Source organism: Vibrio sp. KUL78 (assembly GCF_059725505.1).
The window spans coordinates 1,889,881-1,906,477 of sequence record NZ_AP045838.1 but is presented as its reverse complement, the minus strand read 5'-3'; the positions used below and the strand labels follow the sequence as shown (position 1 = coordinate 1,906,477).

At 46.7% G+C, this 16,597-nt stretch carries 12 protein-coding genes and 1 pseudogene; 5 read left to right on the top strand and 8 right to left on the bottom strand.

Translation table 11 applies throughout. From position 1 onward, the window contains the following. Positions 1-4 precede the first annotated feature (4 nt). Entirely contained in the window at positions 5-3,082 is a 3,078-nt protein-coding gene (locus AC6I8Y_RS24885; RefSeq protein ID WP_498022153.1) for an efflux RND transporter permease subunit, read from the top strand. 324 nt (positions 3,083-3,406) lie between these two features. After that, positions 3,407-4,885 carry a peptide MFS transporter gene (locus tag AC6I8Y_RS24880; protein ID WP_394150166.1) on the top strand — a complete coding sequence of 493 codons (1,479 nt, stop codon included), beginning with the start codon at positions 3,407-3,409 and terminating at the stop codon, positions 4,883-4,885. 63 nt (positions 4,886-4,948) lie between these two features. On the opposite strand, the pseudogene AC6I8Y_RS24875 reads toward AC6I8Y_RS24880, so the two are convergent. From AC6I8Y_RS24875 to yjjG, 6 genes and pseudogenes are all read right to left on the bottom strand, one after another. Further along, positions 4,949-7,106 (bottom strand): annotated as a pseudogene (locus tag AC6I8Y_RS24875) (c-type cytochrome). Beyond that, entirely contained in the window at positions 7,106-7,714 is a 609-nt protein-coding gene (locus tag AC6I8Y_RS24870) for a cbb3-type cytochrome c oxidase subunit II (RefSeq protein ID WP_042470888.1), read from the bottom strand. Before AC6I8Y_RS24870 ends, AC6I8Y_RS24875 begins: the two are co-directional and overlap by 1 nt. Before the next feature lies 1 nt (position 7,715). Then, positions 7,716-9,125, bottom strand: a complete 1,410-nt coding sequence (ccoN, locus tag AC6I8Y_RS24865) for a cytochrome-c oxidase, cbb3-type subunit I (protein ID WP_498022151.1) — start codon at positions 9,123-9,125, stop codon at positions 7,716-7,718. 10 nt (positions 9,126-9,135) lie between these two features. Then, the gene (locus AC6I8Y_RS24860) at positions 9,136-9,480 is read right to left on the bottom strand and encodes a c-type cytochrome (RefSeq protein ID WP_234497238.1); all 345 of its coding nucleotides are present in this window, start codon (positions 9,478-9,480) and stop codon (positions 9,136-9,138) included. A gap of 227 nt (positions 9,481-9,707) precedes the next feature. Then, positions 9,708-11,750, bottom strand: a complete 2,043-nt coding sequence (locus tag AC6I8Y_RS24855; RefSeq protein WP_394150162.1) for a putative bifunctional diguanylate cyclase/phosphodiesterase — start codon at positions 11,748-11,750, stop codon at positions 9,708-9,710. A 193-nt stretch (positions 11,751-11,943) separates the two neighbouring features. Next, positions 11,944-12,618 carry a pyrimidine 5'-nucleotidase gene (gene yjjG, locus AC6I8Y_RS24850; RefSeq protein WP_394150161.1) on the bottom strand — a complete coding sequence of 225 codons (675 nt, stop codon included), beginning with the start codon at positions 12,616-12,618 and terminating at the stop codon, positions 11,944-11,946. A gap of 184 nt (positions 12,619-12,802) precedes the next feature. Here yjjG and AC6I8Y_RS24845 point away from each other — a divergent pair, with 184 nt between their 5' ends. The 3 genes from AC6I8Y_RS24845 to AC6I8Y_RS24835 all read left to right on the top strand — a co-directional run bounded on the left by AC6I8Y_RS24845 (position 12,803) and on the right by AC6I8Y_RS24835 (position 14,688). Beyond that, positions 12,803-12,991 (top strand): hypothetical protein, encoded by a 189-nt coding sequence (locus AC6I8Y_RS24845; RefSeq protein WP_128649017.1) that lies wholly within the window; start codon positions 12,803-12,805, stop codon positions 12,989-12,991. Positions 12,992-13,003: 12 nt separating this feature from the next. Next, a complete protein-coding gene (locus AC6I8Y_RS24840) occupies positions 13,004-14,212 on the top strand; it encodes an MFS transporter (protein WP_394150160.1) in 1,209 nt (402 codons plus the stop codon). Positions 14,213-14,382: 170 nt separating this feature from the next. Then, complete coding sequence (locus AC6I8Y_RS24835) at positions 14,383-14,688, top strand: hypothetical protein (RefSeq protein WP_394150158.1); 306 nt, start codon at positions 14,383-14,385, stop codon at positions 14,686-14,688. Between the two features lie 197 nt (positions 14,689-14,885). Here the strand turns inward: AC6I8Y_RS24835 and pstB are convergent, their stop codons facing one another. Further along, the gene (gene pstB / locus AC6I8Y_RS24830; RefSeq protein ID WP_128649019.1) at positions 14,886-15,635 is read right to left on the bottom strand and encodes a phosphate ABC transporter ATP-binding protein PstB; all 750 of its coding nucleotides are present in this window, start codon (positions 15,633-15,635) and stop codon (positions 14,886-14,888) included. A 98-nt stretch (positions 15,636-15,733) separates the two neighbouring features. Then, the gene (pstA, locus tag AC6I8Y_RS24825; protein WP_042470879.1) at positions 15,734-16,597 is read right to left on the bottom strand and encodes a phosphate ABC transporter permease PstA; all 864 of its coding nucleotides are present in this window, start codon (positions 16,595-16,597) and stop codon (positions 15,734-15,736) included.

The following is a 16,597-nucleotide window of genomic DNA, read 5'->3' as shown; positions in this document are numbered from 1 at the left end:
CACAATGAAGGTTATTCACGCCATAACGAATACTCGGCTTCTGATTCTCATCACTGCACTGCTCATTGTGAGTGGCTTTGCGGCTTTCTCCTCTTTGCCGCGTGCCGAAGACCCCATCATCAGTAACCGATTTGCCAATGTCACCACCAGCTTTCCCGGCGCCAGTGCAGAGCGAGTAGAAACACTCGTTACTGAAGTCGTTGAGAACAAGCTACGTGAACTGAGCGAAGTTAAACTGCTCACCTCTACCTCCAGACCTGGTGTCTCTATTGTCACCATCGAGCTCAAGGATGAAATCACAGAGCCAGAGCCTGTGTGGTCAAAGGCCAGAGACAAGCTCTCGGATGTCGAACCTTTCCTGCCTTCAGGAACGGCCCCTCCCGATCTTGATAGTGACCACACCTATGCCTTCACCGTTATCACTGCATTAACGTGGGCAGGCCCAGGTGACGTCGATGTTTTAACTTTGGGGCGCTACACCAAAGAGTTGGCTAAGAGACTTCGAACCCTCTCAGGAACGGAGTTCGTTGATGAGTACGCGATGCCTGAAGAAGAGATTCAGGTTAACTTAAGGACCGCAGACACCGCTGCATTTGGATCTTCAAGTATCCAAATAGGTGATAGCTTAAGTGGCGCAGATGCGAAAAACTCCGCGGGACAGCTCGTCAGTCACTTTTCTCGATTTGGACTAGAGATAGAGTCTGAACTTGACTCTATAGAGCGTATCAAGCAGGTGCCATTGGTTGTCGCTAAAAACGGTCATATCATTCGAGTTGAGGACATTGCAACGGTCACTCGAAGCCAGAAAACACCAGAAAGTGAAGTTGCCATTATCGATGGTGAGCCTGGTGTGATCGTTGCTGCGAGAATGGAGCCAACACTTCGAGTTGATCAATGGACAGCTCGTGCTAAAGCCACCATTGAGAGTTTTGAACGAGACCTACCAAGCAACGTAAACGTCACCATCTTATTTGACCAGCAAGGCTACACCACGACTCGCCTCGTCGACTTGGGTGAAAGCCTGCTTATCGGCTTTACGCTGATCCTCATCGTGCTCTTTATCACTCTTGGTGTTCGAGCCGCAATACTTGTCGCCATCGCTCTCCCCCTCACCTGTATGCTTACGCTGTCATTGATGAAAATGACCGCGATCCCAATCAATCAGATGTCAGTGACAGGCTTGATCGTTGCGTTGGGTATTATGGTCGACAATGCAGTGGTTATGGTCGATACCATCCAAAGCTATCGACTCAAGGGACAGGCGAGGCTAGAGGCGACAATGAATGCTATCTCGCATTTATGGGTTCCGCTGTTAGGCTCAACACTCACCACCATTCTCGCCTTTGCACCAATCTTCCTGATGCCCGGCGCGACAGGTGAGTTTGTTGGTGCCATTGCGATTACGGTGTCATTCTCACTCGTGGGTTCCTATATTTTATCTCACACGGTAATAGCGGGATTTGCGACACTGTTATTACCTAGTCATGCATCCGGTGACCATTGGTATAACACTGGATTGCGTATACCGGCTATGACTAAGTGGTTTAGCGAGTCCGTTCGACTGGCGATTAAGCACCCTGCGATATCATTGCTATTAGTGTTAACGGTTCCTATTACAGGCTATTGGAGCATATCTCAACTTACCGAACAGTTCTTCCCGCCATCGGATAGAGACATGTTTGAAGTTCAGGTGTATTTGCCACCTCAAGCAAGTTTGTATGCCACGCAGGCCATAACCGAGGAGGTTGATGCCGTTATCCGTTCTTATAATGGCGTTGAACGTGTCGATTGGTTGGTAGGCGCTAACTTTCCATCCTTCTACTATAACCTGCAAGCAACGCAAAACAACGCGCCCTACTTCTCGCAGGCGATGGTAAAAATGGATAACTTCCAACTCGCCAATGAACTGATTCCTGAGCTGCAGACAAGACTCAATAGAGAGTTGCCTGCGGCACAAATTCTGGTTCGTAAGCTAGAGCAAGGACCTCCGTTTAGAGCACCTATTGAGCTGCGTGTGTATGGCGAAAACCTGGATGTACTTAAATCCATTGGTGAAGATGTTCGCCTCATACTCGCTAATACTCCTCATGTCACTCACACAAGGGAAACACTGCAGCCTGGAACACCTAAGGTTTGGCTAAAAGTTGACGAGGATACCGCCAAACTCAATGGTATTTCGCTTAATCAATTCGCCAACATGCTACAAGCCACTCTTGTGGGCAGAGAAACGGGCTCAGTCACTGAGGGCTCTGAGTCGATTCCAATCAGGGTACGAGTCGCAAATGAAGAGCGTGAAAATCTCTCTCACCTTGGTAATCTGCGTTTACCTATCTCTTCAGAGGTATACACGACCGGCGTCAGTGTGTCGACGCTCGCTGACCTTGAGTTAACCACCAGCCGTGGCGCTATCACGAGACGAAATGGCGAACGCGTTAATACAATTGAAGGTTATATTCAGGCAGGTGTGCTTCCACAAACTGTACTTAATGAGTTTCAGAGTCGACTCGAGTCTTATGACCTACCCGCTGGCTATCGCATCGATTTTGGTGGTGAGTCCGCAGAGCGTGATCGCTCCGTCGCCTTACTGATCTCAAACATCTCAGTGGTCGTGGTCTTGATGATCTTAGTGGTTGTGATGTCGTTTAACTCATTCAGGCTAAGCTCGATCATCTTTATGGTTGCCGGTTTAGCGGGCGGTTTAGGTCTGCTCTCTGTTTGGCTGTTTGGCTATCCATTTGGCTTCACCGTCATTATTGCCATGCTCGGTATCATGGGTCTAGCGATCAATGCCGCGATCGTCATATTGGCAGAGCTAAGATTAGATAAAGACGCGTCCGAGGGTGATATTGATGCATCGGTCGATGCGGTCATGTCTTGCACTAGACACATTACCTCAACAACCATTACGACCGTGGGCGGATTTATGCCATTAATCATTGCAGGCGGTGGTTTCTGGCCTCCATTTGCAGTGGCGATCGCAGGTGGTACGGTGTTAACCACCTTACTGTCGTTCTACTTTGTACCCGTCATGTATCGATTGATGGTAAACAAGCGCAAGCCTCAAATCGTCGCTAGCACCTAAAGCCAGCAATAGGCAATTGCTTCATAGAAAAACGCCTCATTCGAGGCGTTTTTTATACTCCGGAATCATATATCAACCTGAGGGCACGTCAGATAAGCAAACAAAAAAAGAGAAGAATTATTCACATAGCACGAGTTCTTCCAACATAAACAAAACATACCGCCCAGTATTTCTTCATTATTAGTTCTGCTCACCTTTCCGATTAGAAAATCTCGTGCTCGTAGCCCACATTCTCATATAACGAGAAAACATGTAACAAATCTTGTCTGGTAAAATAATAATGGATGTATAAACCACTTAATAGAAATTATTAAGGATAAAATCATGTGGAATAAACTCAACAAATCCATGATGTTCTGTCAGATGATGTTTGGTCTGTCGTTCTATGGCGTTATGGTCATTCTTACTCGCTTCTTCCTAGAAAATCTAGATTACAGCGAAGCCGATACAATGATGGTTGTCGGTGCCTTCTCCTCAATCGGGCCACTGTTTGCTATTGCTGGCGGCTTTATTGCGGATAAATTCTTAGGCGCTTACCGCTCTCTCACTATCGCTTATTTGGGCTTTACATGCGGCTATGTACTGCTGGTACTCGGTGCTTCGACTGTGAACATTCCATTGAGTCTTGCCGGTATCGCATTAGCCAGTTATGGACGTGGCTTGATGTCTCCTTCTTACCCAAGCCTTTACAAGCGCACGTTTAAAAGCCAAGAAGACTTTGAGAATGGCTATCCAGTAAACTACTCCGTGAACAATGTCGGCGCACTGCTGGGTCAATATCTGTTCCCTATGTTTGTGCTTGTGATCGGATTCTATGGAAGCTTTGCACTGTCGGGCATTTTAGCCTTTGCCGCTCTATTTATGCTATTTACCTTTAGGAAGCAGCTGCAAGGCGTAGGGGCCGACATCGATAAAGCGCCTGTCTCGACCGCTAACTGGATCAAATTTGGTATTACTTCCGTGGCAATGATTGGCATGGTGTTTTTCATGTTCTCAAACATGGATATTGGTAAGAACATCGTTTACGCCATCGGCTTGGCCGCTATCGGTTACTTTATTTCATTGATGTTCAAAGCTGAGAGAGCAGACGCTTTGCGCATGGGCACCATTATCATCGTGACCGTGCTAACCACAGCCTTCTTTGTCTACTACGGTCAGATGATGACCTCTATGACCATGGTCACCATCAACACAATGCGCGGTGATCTATTCGGTATTATCCCTATTGCACCAGAAGCCTCGATGTCGATGAACCCACTATGGTGTATTGTCGCTGGTCCAGTGATCGCAGCGACTTTTTCAGGTCTTGAAAAGCGTAATATTCACTTTACCACCGCGACCAAGATCGGCTTCTCATTCATTCTGACGGCAATTGCGTTTGGTATCCTTGCGTTTGCAGTTAAAAACGTCGGTGAAGACGTAATTATTCGTCCAGAAATCTTCCTAGTAATCCACTTCTTCCAAGCATTTGCTGAAGTGATTGTGGGCTCTCTAGTCGTTGCCTTTATCCTGTCTGTTGCGCCTAAGCATATTGAGAACTTCTCTGTTAGTCTGTTCTCGGTGGCGATTGCACTATCAGGTATTGTTGGCGCCGTGTTCTCGACATCGATCGCGGCAGAGAAAGGACAAGAGATCACCCAGGAGTTTGTACAAACCGTCTATGGTGACTATTTCGGAATGCTCACAATGCTCGCTGTTGTGATGGTTCTGGTAGCCTTGGTCTCTTCCATTGCTATTCGTAAGATGCTCGCCGCCGCAGACAAGCATCAGCCGGAAGTGGAGCTTACAGAAGCAGAAAGCTAGATAACAAAAAGGCTCGCTACACATGAGTCAGCGAGCCTTTTTGATTTGAACAAGCAGTCACTATCAATTCACATTGATGCGTGTATCTCTCTGGTCATACATCTCAGGTGTGACGTGCAAGCCTCCCGAATAACCCGCTTTTTCTAGCATTTCTCGAACCTCTCTTACATCGCTTTCAGTGACCGGCTCTTCTCTTGCCCCTAAGTGCAGTCGCACGAAGGTAATGAGATCTGCCAACTTTTTATCTGAGAGCACATCTTCGAAGCTCGCCATTGGCATGAAGTTACGATCCTTATCGAGATAGGTTGGCTGAAGCCCTCGAATTGTCACCGCTATTGTATTGAACGGATCACTGTGCATGATTATCCCGTTGTTTAGCAATGTCGGAGCAATCGTGTCTCGCCCTTTGCCATCCGCACCGTGGCAAGCACCACAGGTTTGGTTGTACGTAGCGTATATTTCCTCTGCATACGCGGCGTCATCAAACCCTTTTTGGCTGCAAGACAACAGCCGTGTCGCTAATCATGTTGTTGGTATCGCCAGCCAGCAAATAATACGACATAGACTCAATGTCTTCCCGGGTCATCAAACTCAGGCTATTTTTAATGACATCCGCCATGCCCGCAAAGGCCGTTCCTTTATCTGAATGTCCGGTATGCAGGAAGTCAGTTAATGACTTGAGATCCCAGCCATCAACATAGAGTTCCTCTGCCGTAATGTCGGGCGCATTCCATCCGTCGATGAGATTACCCTGAAAGATGCGATCATTATCTAGCGCTTGCGCAATGTTGCGCGGCGTGTGACATTCTGAACAATGCCCAAGCCCTGCGACCCAATATTTGCCCCTTTGCCACTTATCAACATCCTCCACCTTGCCTTGAAGTTCTGTCGGCAGGTCGTAGTTCATTGGCGTTCTATCAGCAAACACAATATCCCAAGCGAGCAAGCCCAGACGTATGTTGGCTGGGAACATCATTTCATTGGCATCGTTACGGCGAGCAACTGCTGCGATAGATTGCATGTACTCCCACATATCCCTCATATCTTGTTCCGTTACGTATTGATATGAGGTAAACGGCATTGCTGGATATAGGTATCCATGTTTGCCCTTCCCATCAACCAACGCTGCGCGAAAATCCTCATAATCGTAACTGCCTATCCCTTCAGTCACATGCGGGGTAATGTTGGTCGAGTAGATGGTGCCAAATGGCGTGACAAAAGGTAGGCCTCCAGCGAATGGCTCTCCTCCCTCTGCGCTGTGACAGGCTACGCAGTCACCGGCGTGGGCGAGATACTCCCCTCTCGTAACCGCTTCTGCATCTAGAGAGGCAAGTCGTTGGTCACTTTGAAGCCGTGCGTAGGTGATGTAAGCGCCGAGCGCTAAAATTTCGTTTTGTGAAAGCTGCCCACCAAAGGCTGGCATCACGTTATTGAGTCCTGCTCTGATCGTATGTTGGATCTCCTCAATACTGCCCCCGTGCAGCCAGATGTTGTCAGAGAGGTCAGGTACTCCTGTTTCGGTGTTTACCAGTCTTCCGTCACCGTGACAAGATGAGCAGGTTTTTATGAACAGCTCTTTACCCAACTCGACTTTCACCTCAGGGACATCAGTATGGCGTTGGTTCAAAGATGCTAAGTAATAAGAGATCTTTGATATTTCATCAGGTCGAAGTACATCTATCCAACCGGGCATCGCACCGTTTCGGCCTAACTCAATGGAGTGAATAATCGCCTCATCTGATCCACCGTACATCCATTCATTATCAATAAGGTTAGGGAAATGCTTAGCACCCTGAGCATTGTCTCTATGGCAAGCGGCACAGTGAGTTTGAAACAACATACGTCCAGACGACACAATCTCGGTGTTGTTGGCGAGCGATACTAACGAGGTGTCTTGTACACTTTCAAATTGCTCATCAAGCGAAGTCGATGGACGACTGAGTTTATCTTCGGACTGATCATAATTCATTAGACCAGACCAACTGCCAATTCCTGGGTAGAGAATGAGATAACCAAACGATATCGCAAACGCAGCAAAATAAGAGACAAACAAAATCTTAGGTGGCGGAGCGTCGTTCTCATCGATACCATCAAAGGTATCTAACACCTTATCTTTGTCTGCCAAATGATTGCTGCGCCAATACTTAACAATGACGCCGACCATCAGAATAAAGAAAATAATGGTGCAGATAGCTGCCCACCAGCTCCAGAAGCTACTCATTACAGTCCCTCCTCTGCGGTATCAACACCAAGACTTTGAAGATAACGGATCAATGCCTCGCCTTTGGTCTTGCCTCTTACTTGCAGTCGGGCATTCGCGATTTCATCTTCGGTGTAAGGCACACCTAGTGCACGCAGCGTTTCCATTTTGCCAGTAATGTCATCGCCTGAAAGCACTTGCTGAAACAGCCACGGGTACGCTGGCATTATCGAGGTTGGGATAACTCTACGTGGGTCGATAAGGTGAATTTCGTGCCATTGGTCGGAATATTTGCGACCTAAGTTCGTGAGATCAGGACCAGTTCGTTTTGAGCCCCACAGGTTTGGAAATTCATAAATGTCGTCAGACTCCTGGTTTGCTCTGCCGTTGCGCTTGGTCTCCGGCTCCAAAGGGCGCACCATCTGAGTGTGGCACACATGGCACCCTTCACTGATGTAAATATCTCGCCCTGCCACTTCGATTGCGGTCAGTGGTTTAGCTTGGCTCTCAGCGACTAACTCAGGCGTTCTTAGCAAGTTAGGTAACACCCAAACCAAAATAGAGAAAGAGGCAACGACCGCTGTCGATACAATCAATATGACGAGTGATTTAGTAAAATCCGCATTCATATCACGCCTCCTTGGTTACGAGAGCAGCAGGTGCTCGCACTGTTTTGTAAAGATTTAGCGCCATCAAGAACAAGCCAAGCACGAATAACGCCCCGCCAAAGAAGCGCAGGAATAGCCAAGGCGCTTTAAAGTTCATTGCTTCAACGAAACTATATTGCAATTCACCATTCTCACCTTGCGCAAGCCACATAACGCCTTCACCGATACCTGCAACCCAAAGCGCGATGGCGTACAAGGCAACGCCAGCATGCGCTAACCAAAAATGCCACTTAATGAGTCGTGGTGACCATAGCTCTGTCTTGCCCCACAAACGTGGTATGAAGTAGTAAAAAACCGCTATCCCCGACATGCCCACCCAACCTAAGGCGCCGGAATGAACATGCCCAATCACCCATTCACTGTTGTGAGCAATCATATTGAACCAACGTATGGCGAGAAGTGGCCCTTCAAAGGTCGCTAAGCAGTAATAGAGAATCGCAGAGAAGAAAAACAGCATGATGTAATCTGTTTTGAGCTTCTGCTTATTTTGTAGCAAGGTCATCGCACTGTTGAACGCCCCTGCCCATGAGGGAAGCCATAGGATCAGCGACATCACGATACCTATATTTTGTACCCAGACCGGTACCGAAGAATAGATTAGATGATGCGTGCCCGCCCAAGTGTAGAAGCCGACCAAACCCCAGAAGTGAATGATGGACAGTCTATATGAGTAGATGGGTCTGTCTGCGACCTTAGGAATGAAGTAGTAATTCATCCCAATGACACCTGCGGTAAGGAGAAAGCCTACTGCATTGTGACCCCACCACCATTGAACAATGGCATCTTGCGCCCCCGCAAACACAGAATAGGACTTCATCAATGACGCTGGCATCGCAAGGTTGTTCACGATAAAGATCATCGCGATGACGATTATGAAAGCGGCAAAGAACCAGTTGGCAACGAAGATGTGCTGGACTTTACGTTTGGCGATCGTACCGAAAAACAAAACACCGTACAGCACCCAAACCAACACGATCAAAACATCAATCGGCCATTCTAGTTCGGCATACTCTTTAGACGTGGTATAGCCGAGAGGCAAGGATATCAATGCAAGAAGCAGAACGAGTTGCCAACCCCAAAACACCATCCAAGATAAGCTTTTGTTAAACAGGACGCACTGACAGGTTCGCTGAACGATGTAGAGGGATGTCCCCATTAGTATATTAACGACAAAGCCGTATATAACACCAGAAGTGTGCAGAGGTCTAAGACGCCCAAACTGAAAATACTGAGAGTCGAAGTTTAAGACTGGCCAATACAACTGCGCCGCTAGAATGACGCCTATAACCATGCCGGCAATAGCCCAGATGAACGAGGCTAGAATGAAATAACGAACTACTTTCGTGTCGTATTGAGTCGCCGTGATGTCCATAGTGACTCCTTCACTGCTTATCGGCTTCTGTGCCAAGTTTTGAGTAGTAATAAGCAATATCGCTTATGTCTTGATCACTGAGCGCGTCAGCTTGTTGCTGCATTAATACCGCCAAGCCTCCGCTTCGCTCTCTAGTTTGGTAAGCCTTTAACGATGTAATGAGGTAAGCCATCTTTTGCCCACGAAGATTCGGGTAAGACTCTATGCTAGAGATTCCATTGTCACCATGGCAGGTCATGCAGGTTTTGGATTTTTGTTCACCAATCTTAAATCGCTCATCTGCAGCGACCAATGGTGATAACACTAGCGAACCCAACGCTAGTTGAAGAGATAGGAGTGTGACGGGTTTGATCATAATACGCGTCCTTGTTTGGTCAGGATTATGACTGCATAGTTGTCAAAGCATAGGTAGTGGAGACCCGATCAGTCAAAGCGTGCGCGTTCATTGATTTAACACTTGATAGCTTGTTAGCTCTGTGTTCAATACTTCAAGAGGCGCACAAGTTGCTTACGCGCCTGCACGTCAAACAGTGCAAATATTGAGCTATTTACTTGAGAAAAGAGAAGAAATAAGAACTATTTCTAATTGGAAATGAGCCTTACAAACTCTATCGGATCGAGTGGCTTCGAAAACACATATCCTTGTCCAAACTGACAGCCATGTTCCGTCAAAAATTCGACCTGCTGGTGATCTTCAACCCCTTCCGCAACCACAACTAGATCTAACGCTTTCGCCATCGCAATAATTGCTTGAACTATCGCATTGCTGTCAGCCTGAACAGGAACGTCATTGATGAAAGAGCGATCAATTTTGAGTTTGTTGATCGGTAGTCCTTTCAAGTAAGAGAGTGATGAATACCCGGTCCCAAAATCATCGAGCGAGATATCTATCCCCAGTTCCCGCAATTGACCTAGGGTTGCGAATGCGTGTTGCTGGTTTCTAAGTAAGAAGCTTTCGGTAATTTCTATTTCTAGTTGCGATGTCGGAAAGCCCGTTTGCTGTGTAATCTCCACCAGTTGACTCACGAAGTCGGAGCGCTGCAACTGTAATGCCGAAGCATTAACGGCGATTTTTCCAAAATTCACGCCAGAATCCAGCCATCGCTTGCCTTGCTCACAAGCCGCACGGAGCACCCAAGCACCGATATTTTGAATCAGACCCGTTTTCTCAGCGATAGGGATAAACACACTTGGCGGTATACAGCCGAGATCGGGATGCTCCCAACGCAGTAATGCCTCAACCCCAATTAGAGAACGGTCTGAAAAACGGTACTGAGGTTGATACGCTAGGGATAACTGTTGGCGGTCTACCGCTTCGTGTAAAGCGGACTGAATACGCACATGTTGTACCGACCTATCCGTCAGATCCGGGGAATAGAATGCATAGCCATTGCGTCCATTCTTCTTGGCAAGATACATTGCCGTGTCGGCGTTTTTCAGTAAGGTTTCGCTGTCACTTCCGTCATCAGGATATAGCGCAATACCAATGCTTCCAGACACACAAATGTGGTCGTCTTGCTCTATTTCAAATGGCGCATTAAAAACACTTAAGGTCTGATCGACAATATCGAGAAGCTCCGCCTCAGAGCGGTACCCCGTCAAAATCATCACAAACTCATCACCACCAATTCGACCCACAGCTCCGTTACCCTTTTGGTGCGAAGAGAGGCGCTTCGCGACACTGGCCAGCAGCCTATCGCCATAATGGTGCCCTTTGCTATCATTGATGTGCTTGAAATGATCGAGGTCGAGAAACAGGGTCGCGAAGGGTTGACGCTCTTGTTTACCCACCTCGATGTGCTGCTCCAATAGTCGGGTTAGGTGAGCTCGATTCGGGAGATTGGTCAGTGGGTCGAAAAAAGCCATGCGGCGCAACTTTTCTTCATTGGTTTTACGTAGAGAGATATCTTCAAATACGCAAATATAATGAAGTAGATCTCCGTGATCACCTGTAATAGCGCTTATCGTCGCCATTTGAGGATACACTGTCCCATCCTTCTTGCGGTTAATGAACTCCCCTTTCCATTGTCCTTGTTCTTTAAGTTGATCCCACATACTGGTATAGAATGTCCGACTATGGTGACCTGACTGCAAGAAACGTGGGTTCTCACCAATAACTTCCGATTCTTGATACCCAGTCAATACCGTAAAAGCGCGATTCACGTCCATGATTCTGGCATTGTGATCTGTGATCATCATGCCTTCTTGGAAGTTATTAAAGATCTCGCTGGTGATCGATAGTCTGGCTTCTACCTGCTTACGACGAGTCGCATTTCGGGTCATGCCTATAATGCCCACGAAATCCCCACTCTCATTATGAATAGGCGATTTAACCGTTTCTAGCCAAACTTCATTTCCGCGCTTATCAAGCGCGGCACACTCCTCAACGGTATGCTGAGAACCATGAGAAATGATTTGATCATCAACTTGTTTGAAGTGCCTTGCCCTCTCAGCATCAAACAGATCGTCATCGGTTTTGCCGTAGATATCGTTTCGATGGCGCTGCCAAGCGATTTCACTGGCTTCATTGACCGCAATATATTCACCGTTTGCATCCTTGACCCAGATATGGTCATCAAGTGCATCGATAAATTGCTGTAAGGTAGGGAGGTTCTTGCTGGACATGGTACTGAAACTCGGGACTGTCGGTTACTACTCGGCCAGGCCGAAGTTTCAGTATATCGTACTAAATGAAAGTACAAATTTATACAGAACAACTGTTTGAATCTGCAATTTATAAGTACCTAATATGGGGGAAAGTGCACATCAGAGTTTACAAAATCAAACAAACCGTTACTAACATAAGAGCATTTCGACTTTAAGCGATCAATACATTTTTCAACTGTGTCAGAGAGTTAACTTCATAATTAGGCGTAATTCCCTCAGGGGCTGCAGCACCTTGTGTGTTAAGCCAACAAGTTTCAACACCAAAGTTAATCCCACCCAATACATCTGAATGCGGGTTGTCCCCCACCATCAGCACTTTCGACTTACAAGGCAACCCCATAAGTTGGTGCGCGTGATCGAAGATCCCCAAGTCTGGCTTTGCTATGCCGACCTGCTCTGAGATAACCACATGCTCAAAATAATTTGTTAAGCCAGTACGCTCAAGACGAATAGCCTGTAGCTCGGTGAAACCATTGGTGATAATACCAAGTTTGGCTCGACCTGAGATGGCATCAAGCAGCTCTTTGGCACCCGGCAGCAAAGTACAAATATCCGCCATGGCTTCCAAAAACGCAGAGTTCATCTCTAAAGGGGTGATACCGAGCTTAGCTGCCCACCCTTCAAAACGAATCTGTTTTAGTTGATCTGCAGTAATTTTGCCGTCTTGGTAATCGACCCAAAGTGGCTTGTTGACCAACTGATAGGCGTCGTAGTCTTCACGTGAAAAATCAACGCCAAAACGCTCGAACATCAGTCTCATTCCACCAAATGAATCGAAGTGGAATAACGTCTCGTCGGCATCAAATAAGATCCAGTCATACTTCATTATTGTTATACCTTTATTAACTATCGGGGCGATTATATACGCTCTAAAAAACAAACTGTACCCACATAATTTGGTGCTATCCAAAACATGCATAAAATGCATAGATGGATTCACAAAATGTCATTTGAGTCATACACTGTTGATCATTACACTGCGCGCTCTTTTTATTTCACTTTTGGGCGTTATGTTTTCACAATCCATTTTTGCTCAGCTAATGAGGATGTCGCTTCTACTGGCAGTGACTCTGTTGGCGGTACATCACTCACCAAAGTTATTAGACTTGCTGGCACAGCAAGCGATTAACAGTGGGTGTCACCAACAGAACCCATCTGATCCCATGGATCATTCTCATCATCAACACCACCATCATTAGAGCGTCATTACAATGAGTATTTTCCGCTTTCCAGCCCTTGTCTGGCTGGGCATTGGTATCCTGATCGTTAGTCTGGGTATTCGTCAGTCTTTTGGTATTTTCATGATGCCAATCTCTGATCACTTTCAAACGGGACGTGAGTTCTTCAGTTTTGCGATTGCGCTGCAAAACTTACTGTTCGGTCTCTTCCAGCCGTTCGTGGGTATGGCTGCAGACAAATGGGGCTCAAAACGTATTATTCTGCTCGGCGCTATTGCCTATGCAGTCGGTCTCTATCTGACGTCTATTACAACAGAAGCCTCAGTTCTGTACTTCTCACTAGGCGCATTAGTCGGCTTAGGTCTCAGTGCAACTAGCTACGTTATTGTGCTTGGCGCCGTCGCCAAAGTAGTACCAGCAGAGCACGCAGCGAAAGCATTCGGCTTAACAACTGCAGCTGGGTCTTTTGGTATGTTCGCGATGATTCCTGGTGCGCAGCTAATGCTAGAAGATATGGGCTGGCAGGGTGCCCTACAGGGCTTCGCTGTGCTTTGTACCTTGATGATCGCCTTTTCGCTATTCATGAAGTCGTCACGCCAAGGAAAAGCAGCCTCTGCTCAAGTCGAAGCAAACGAGTTAACGCTGAAAGAAGCATTAAAAGAAGCGTTTAATCACAAAGGCTACTGGCTTATCCATGCCGGCTTTTTCGTGTGTGGTTTCCATGTCATGTTTATCGCTACGCACTTACCGAGTTATCTAGCGGATAAGAACCTTCCATCGAGCAGCGCCGCACTGGCACTGGCTTATGTGGGTATCTTTAATATCTTTGGCTCTTATTTCTGGGGTTTGATGGGTGACAAGTTCAGCAAACGCCATGTAATGTCGATGTTGTATCTATTTAGAACGGTAGTGATCGCCGCATTTGTGACCATGCCAGTTACCGAGCATACCGCCGCTCTTTTTGGTGGAGCCATTGGCTTTTGCTGGTTGGGCACAGTGCCATTAACTTCTGGCCTTGTTCGCCAGATCTTCGGTGCGCGCTATCTATCGACTCTGTATGGCTTGGTCTTCTTTACGCATCAGGTCGGCAGTTTCTTGGGCGCTTGGGCTGGCGGTCGTATTTATGATTACTACGGCTCTTATGAACCTATTTGGTGGTCAACGGTGGTACTCGCATTTATAGCAGCCTTGATTCACTTACCTATTAATGACAAACCGCTTCGAGTCGCGACAGCTTCTTAACACCACTCCTTCTTTCCAAAAGGCCAACGAGTTCGTTGGCTTTTTTTGTTTTTGTCGTTACATCAATGTGACTTCAATCGCTAAGTTCAATAGATGCGACTTTTCTCCTATAGCAAGTATGACAAAAGTTTCCTAGCATTAGAGCATTCACTCATTTTCGGATTAACGCTGTGGAAATTGAATATCAGAGTACCGTAGAAGACTCGCAACTTGTCAAATGGCTAACAACTAAACTCAGTCACCTTTCTGAGGAAGAACTCACGCAAAGCGAAGACGCCGATACGTTGAGTCGTAGCGATGTTTTTCAGCTTAGCTCTCTAATCTCGGACTACTTCTCGCAAGAAAACATTGCTCACAATGAGAAAAACTATTCCATCGTTTATGGCTTAATTACCGGCTACAAGGCCGACCAGTCACTATCTCGACAAGACATGCTGGAGTACTTGGTGAGCTGCGTTTTTCTATTTCAGAACTAGCCTAACCACTGGTTAGCCCTGCCAATAGTTTCCGATCCCACAGATAAAAAAAGCCCCTCACTAGGAGGGGCAATAGTACCATCGCTTATAATTATAGTGATATGCCAGTAAATTCTGTCACTCGCTAACTCTCTGATTCAAAATGAATCGTGCGATAATTGGAAATTGTGTTCAAACGCTTGCTGGCAAAACCGACATTAACCGAAGTCACCGTTTACATAACCTTGGGTACGGTCATCGCTTGGATTTGAGAAGATAACCTGAGTGTCGTTATGCTCTACTAGCTCTCCCATTAGGAAGAATGCAGTGCGGTCTGAAATACGACGAGCTTGCTGCATTGAGTGCGTTACGATAACGATGGTGTAGTCTTTCTTAAGCTCTTCCATCAACTCTTCGATTTTGTGTGTCGCAATTGGGTCAAGTGCAGACGTTGGTTCATCCATTAGGATAACGTCAGGCTGCATTGCAATCGTACGAGCGATACACAGACGCTGCTGCTGACCACCAGACAAACCAAATGCGTGTGACTTCAAACGATCTTTAACTTCGTCCCAAAGCGCTGCGCCGCGAAGCGAGCTCTCTACCACTTCATCAATGTGCTTCTTGTCTTTAATGCCTTGTGCACGAAGACCGTAAGCAACGTTCTCGTAGATGCTCATTGGGAATGGGTTTGGCTTCTGGAATACCATACCTACTTTGATACGTAGGTCTGCAACGTCGATGTTGCCGTAGATATCCGTACCATCCATTTCTAGCAAACCGGTAATTTTAACGCCTTCGATAAGGTCGTTCATGCGGTTCAAACAGCGAAGCAGTGTTGACTTACCACAGCCTGAAGGGCCAATTAGCGCTGTTACTTGGCGAGTAGGGATCGGTAGGTTGATCGCTTTAAGTGCTTGGTTTTCGCCGTAGAAAAGGTCTAGATTTTCAATGTTAAACTTGTTCATGTCTTTATTCTCTAAATTCTTTGTCGTGTTAATTCGTGTTTAATTTGATGGCTTGGCTCTTTATGGTCTGGCCTCACCATCAGTCGAATTGTTCTCAATTAGTACGTTGCTGTATTAAAGCGGCTAGCGATAAACTTCGTTAGCATATTGATAAGTAGGACAACCACAATCAGTACAGTCGCTGTACCGTATGCTTGGTTCCACTCATCCATGGTAAACAGTTCCGTTGTGAGTTTGTACAGGTGAACCGTTAGGGTACGACCCGAATCTAGCAGTGAATCTGGCACACGTGCCACCATACCTGCTGTCAAGAATACCGGTGCAGATTCACCGATAACACGACCAATACTTAGAATGACCGAAGTAAGAATACCTGGGGTTGCACTTGGCAGAATAAGACGCCAAATGGTGTAGATTTTCGACGCACCCAAACCGTAAGAACCTTCACGGTAAGTTTGTGGTACCGCCATTAGCGCTTCTTCTGTCGTACGGATAATAACCGGTAGAATCAGAATACTTAGCGTAAGTGCACCCGATAGAATCGAGAAGCCAAAGCCCATGATGACGACAAAGAACGTCATACCAAACAGACCGAAGATGATTGACGGAATACCCGCTAACGATTCAGTACAGAAACGGATAACCTTAACCAGCTTACTGCCTACCTTCGCGTATTCGGTTAGGTAGATAGCCGTCATGATGCCCAAAGGCGCTGCAACAGCAATCGATGCGATAACCATGTAAATGGTCGAAACGATCATCGGGAAGATGCCCTTCTCTTTACCCGTTGCTGTGTAGTTGTCAGTAATAAAGTTCCAATCTACGTGCTGGAGACCATTGGATAGGATGTACCAAATAATCCAGAACAAGAAGCCAACGGTCATTGCCGCTGCTGCCCATACGAAGGCATTGAGAATCGCGTCTTTTTGAACACGCGCTTTCTTTAGTTTTACTGTATCCAT

Bases quoted from the DNA above. Each gene is read 5' to 3' on its own strand.
- AC6I8Y_RS24870 (WP_042470888.1), bottom strand. From the start codon at position 7,714: ATGAATGCGGATTTTACTAAATCACTCGTCATATTGATTGTATCGACA.
- AC6I8Y_RS24880 (WP_394150166.1), top strand. From the start codon at position 3,407: ATGTGGAATAAACTCAACAAATCCATGATGTTCTGTCAGATGATGTTT.
- yjjG (WP_394150161.1), bottom strand. From the start codon at position 12,618: ATGAAGTATGACTGGATCTTATTTGATGCCGACGAGACGTTATTCCAC.
- AC6I8Y_RS24845 (WP_128649017.1), top strand. From the start codon at position 12,803: ATGTTTTCACAATCCATTTTTGCTCAGCTAATGAGGATGTCGCTTCTA.
- AC6I8Y_RS24885 (WP_498022153.1), top strand. From the start codon at position 5: ATGAAGGTTATTCACGCCATAACGAATACTCGGCTTCTGATTCTCATC.
- AC6I8Y_RS24840 (WP_394150160.1), top strand. From the start codon at position 13,004: ATGAGTATTTTCCGCTTTCCAGCCCTTGTCTGGCTGGGCATTGGTATC.
- AC6I8Y_RS24860 (WP_234497238.1), bottom strand. From the start codon at position 9,480: ATGATCAAACCCGTCACACTCCTATCTCTTCAACTAGCGTTGGGTTCG.
- pstB (WP_128649019.1), bottom strand. From the start codon at position 15,635: ATGAACAAGTTTAACATTGAAAATCTAGACCTTTTCTACGGCGAAAAC.
- ccoN (WP_498022151.1), bottom strand. From the start codon at position 9,125: ATGGACATCACGGCGACTCAATACGACACGAAAGTAGTTCGTTATTTC.
- AC6I8Y_RS24855 (WP_394150162.1), bottom strand. From the start codon at position 11,750: ATGTCCAGCAAGAACCTCCCTACCTTACAGCAATTTATCGATGCACTT.
- pstA (WP_042470879.1), bottom strand. From the start codon at position 16,597: ATGGATACAGTAAAACTAAAGAAAGCGCGTGTTCAAAAAGACGCGATT.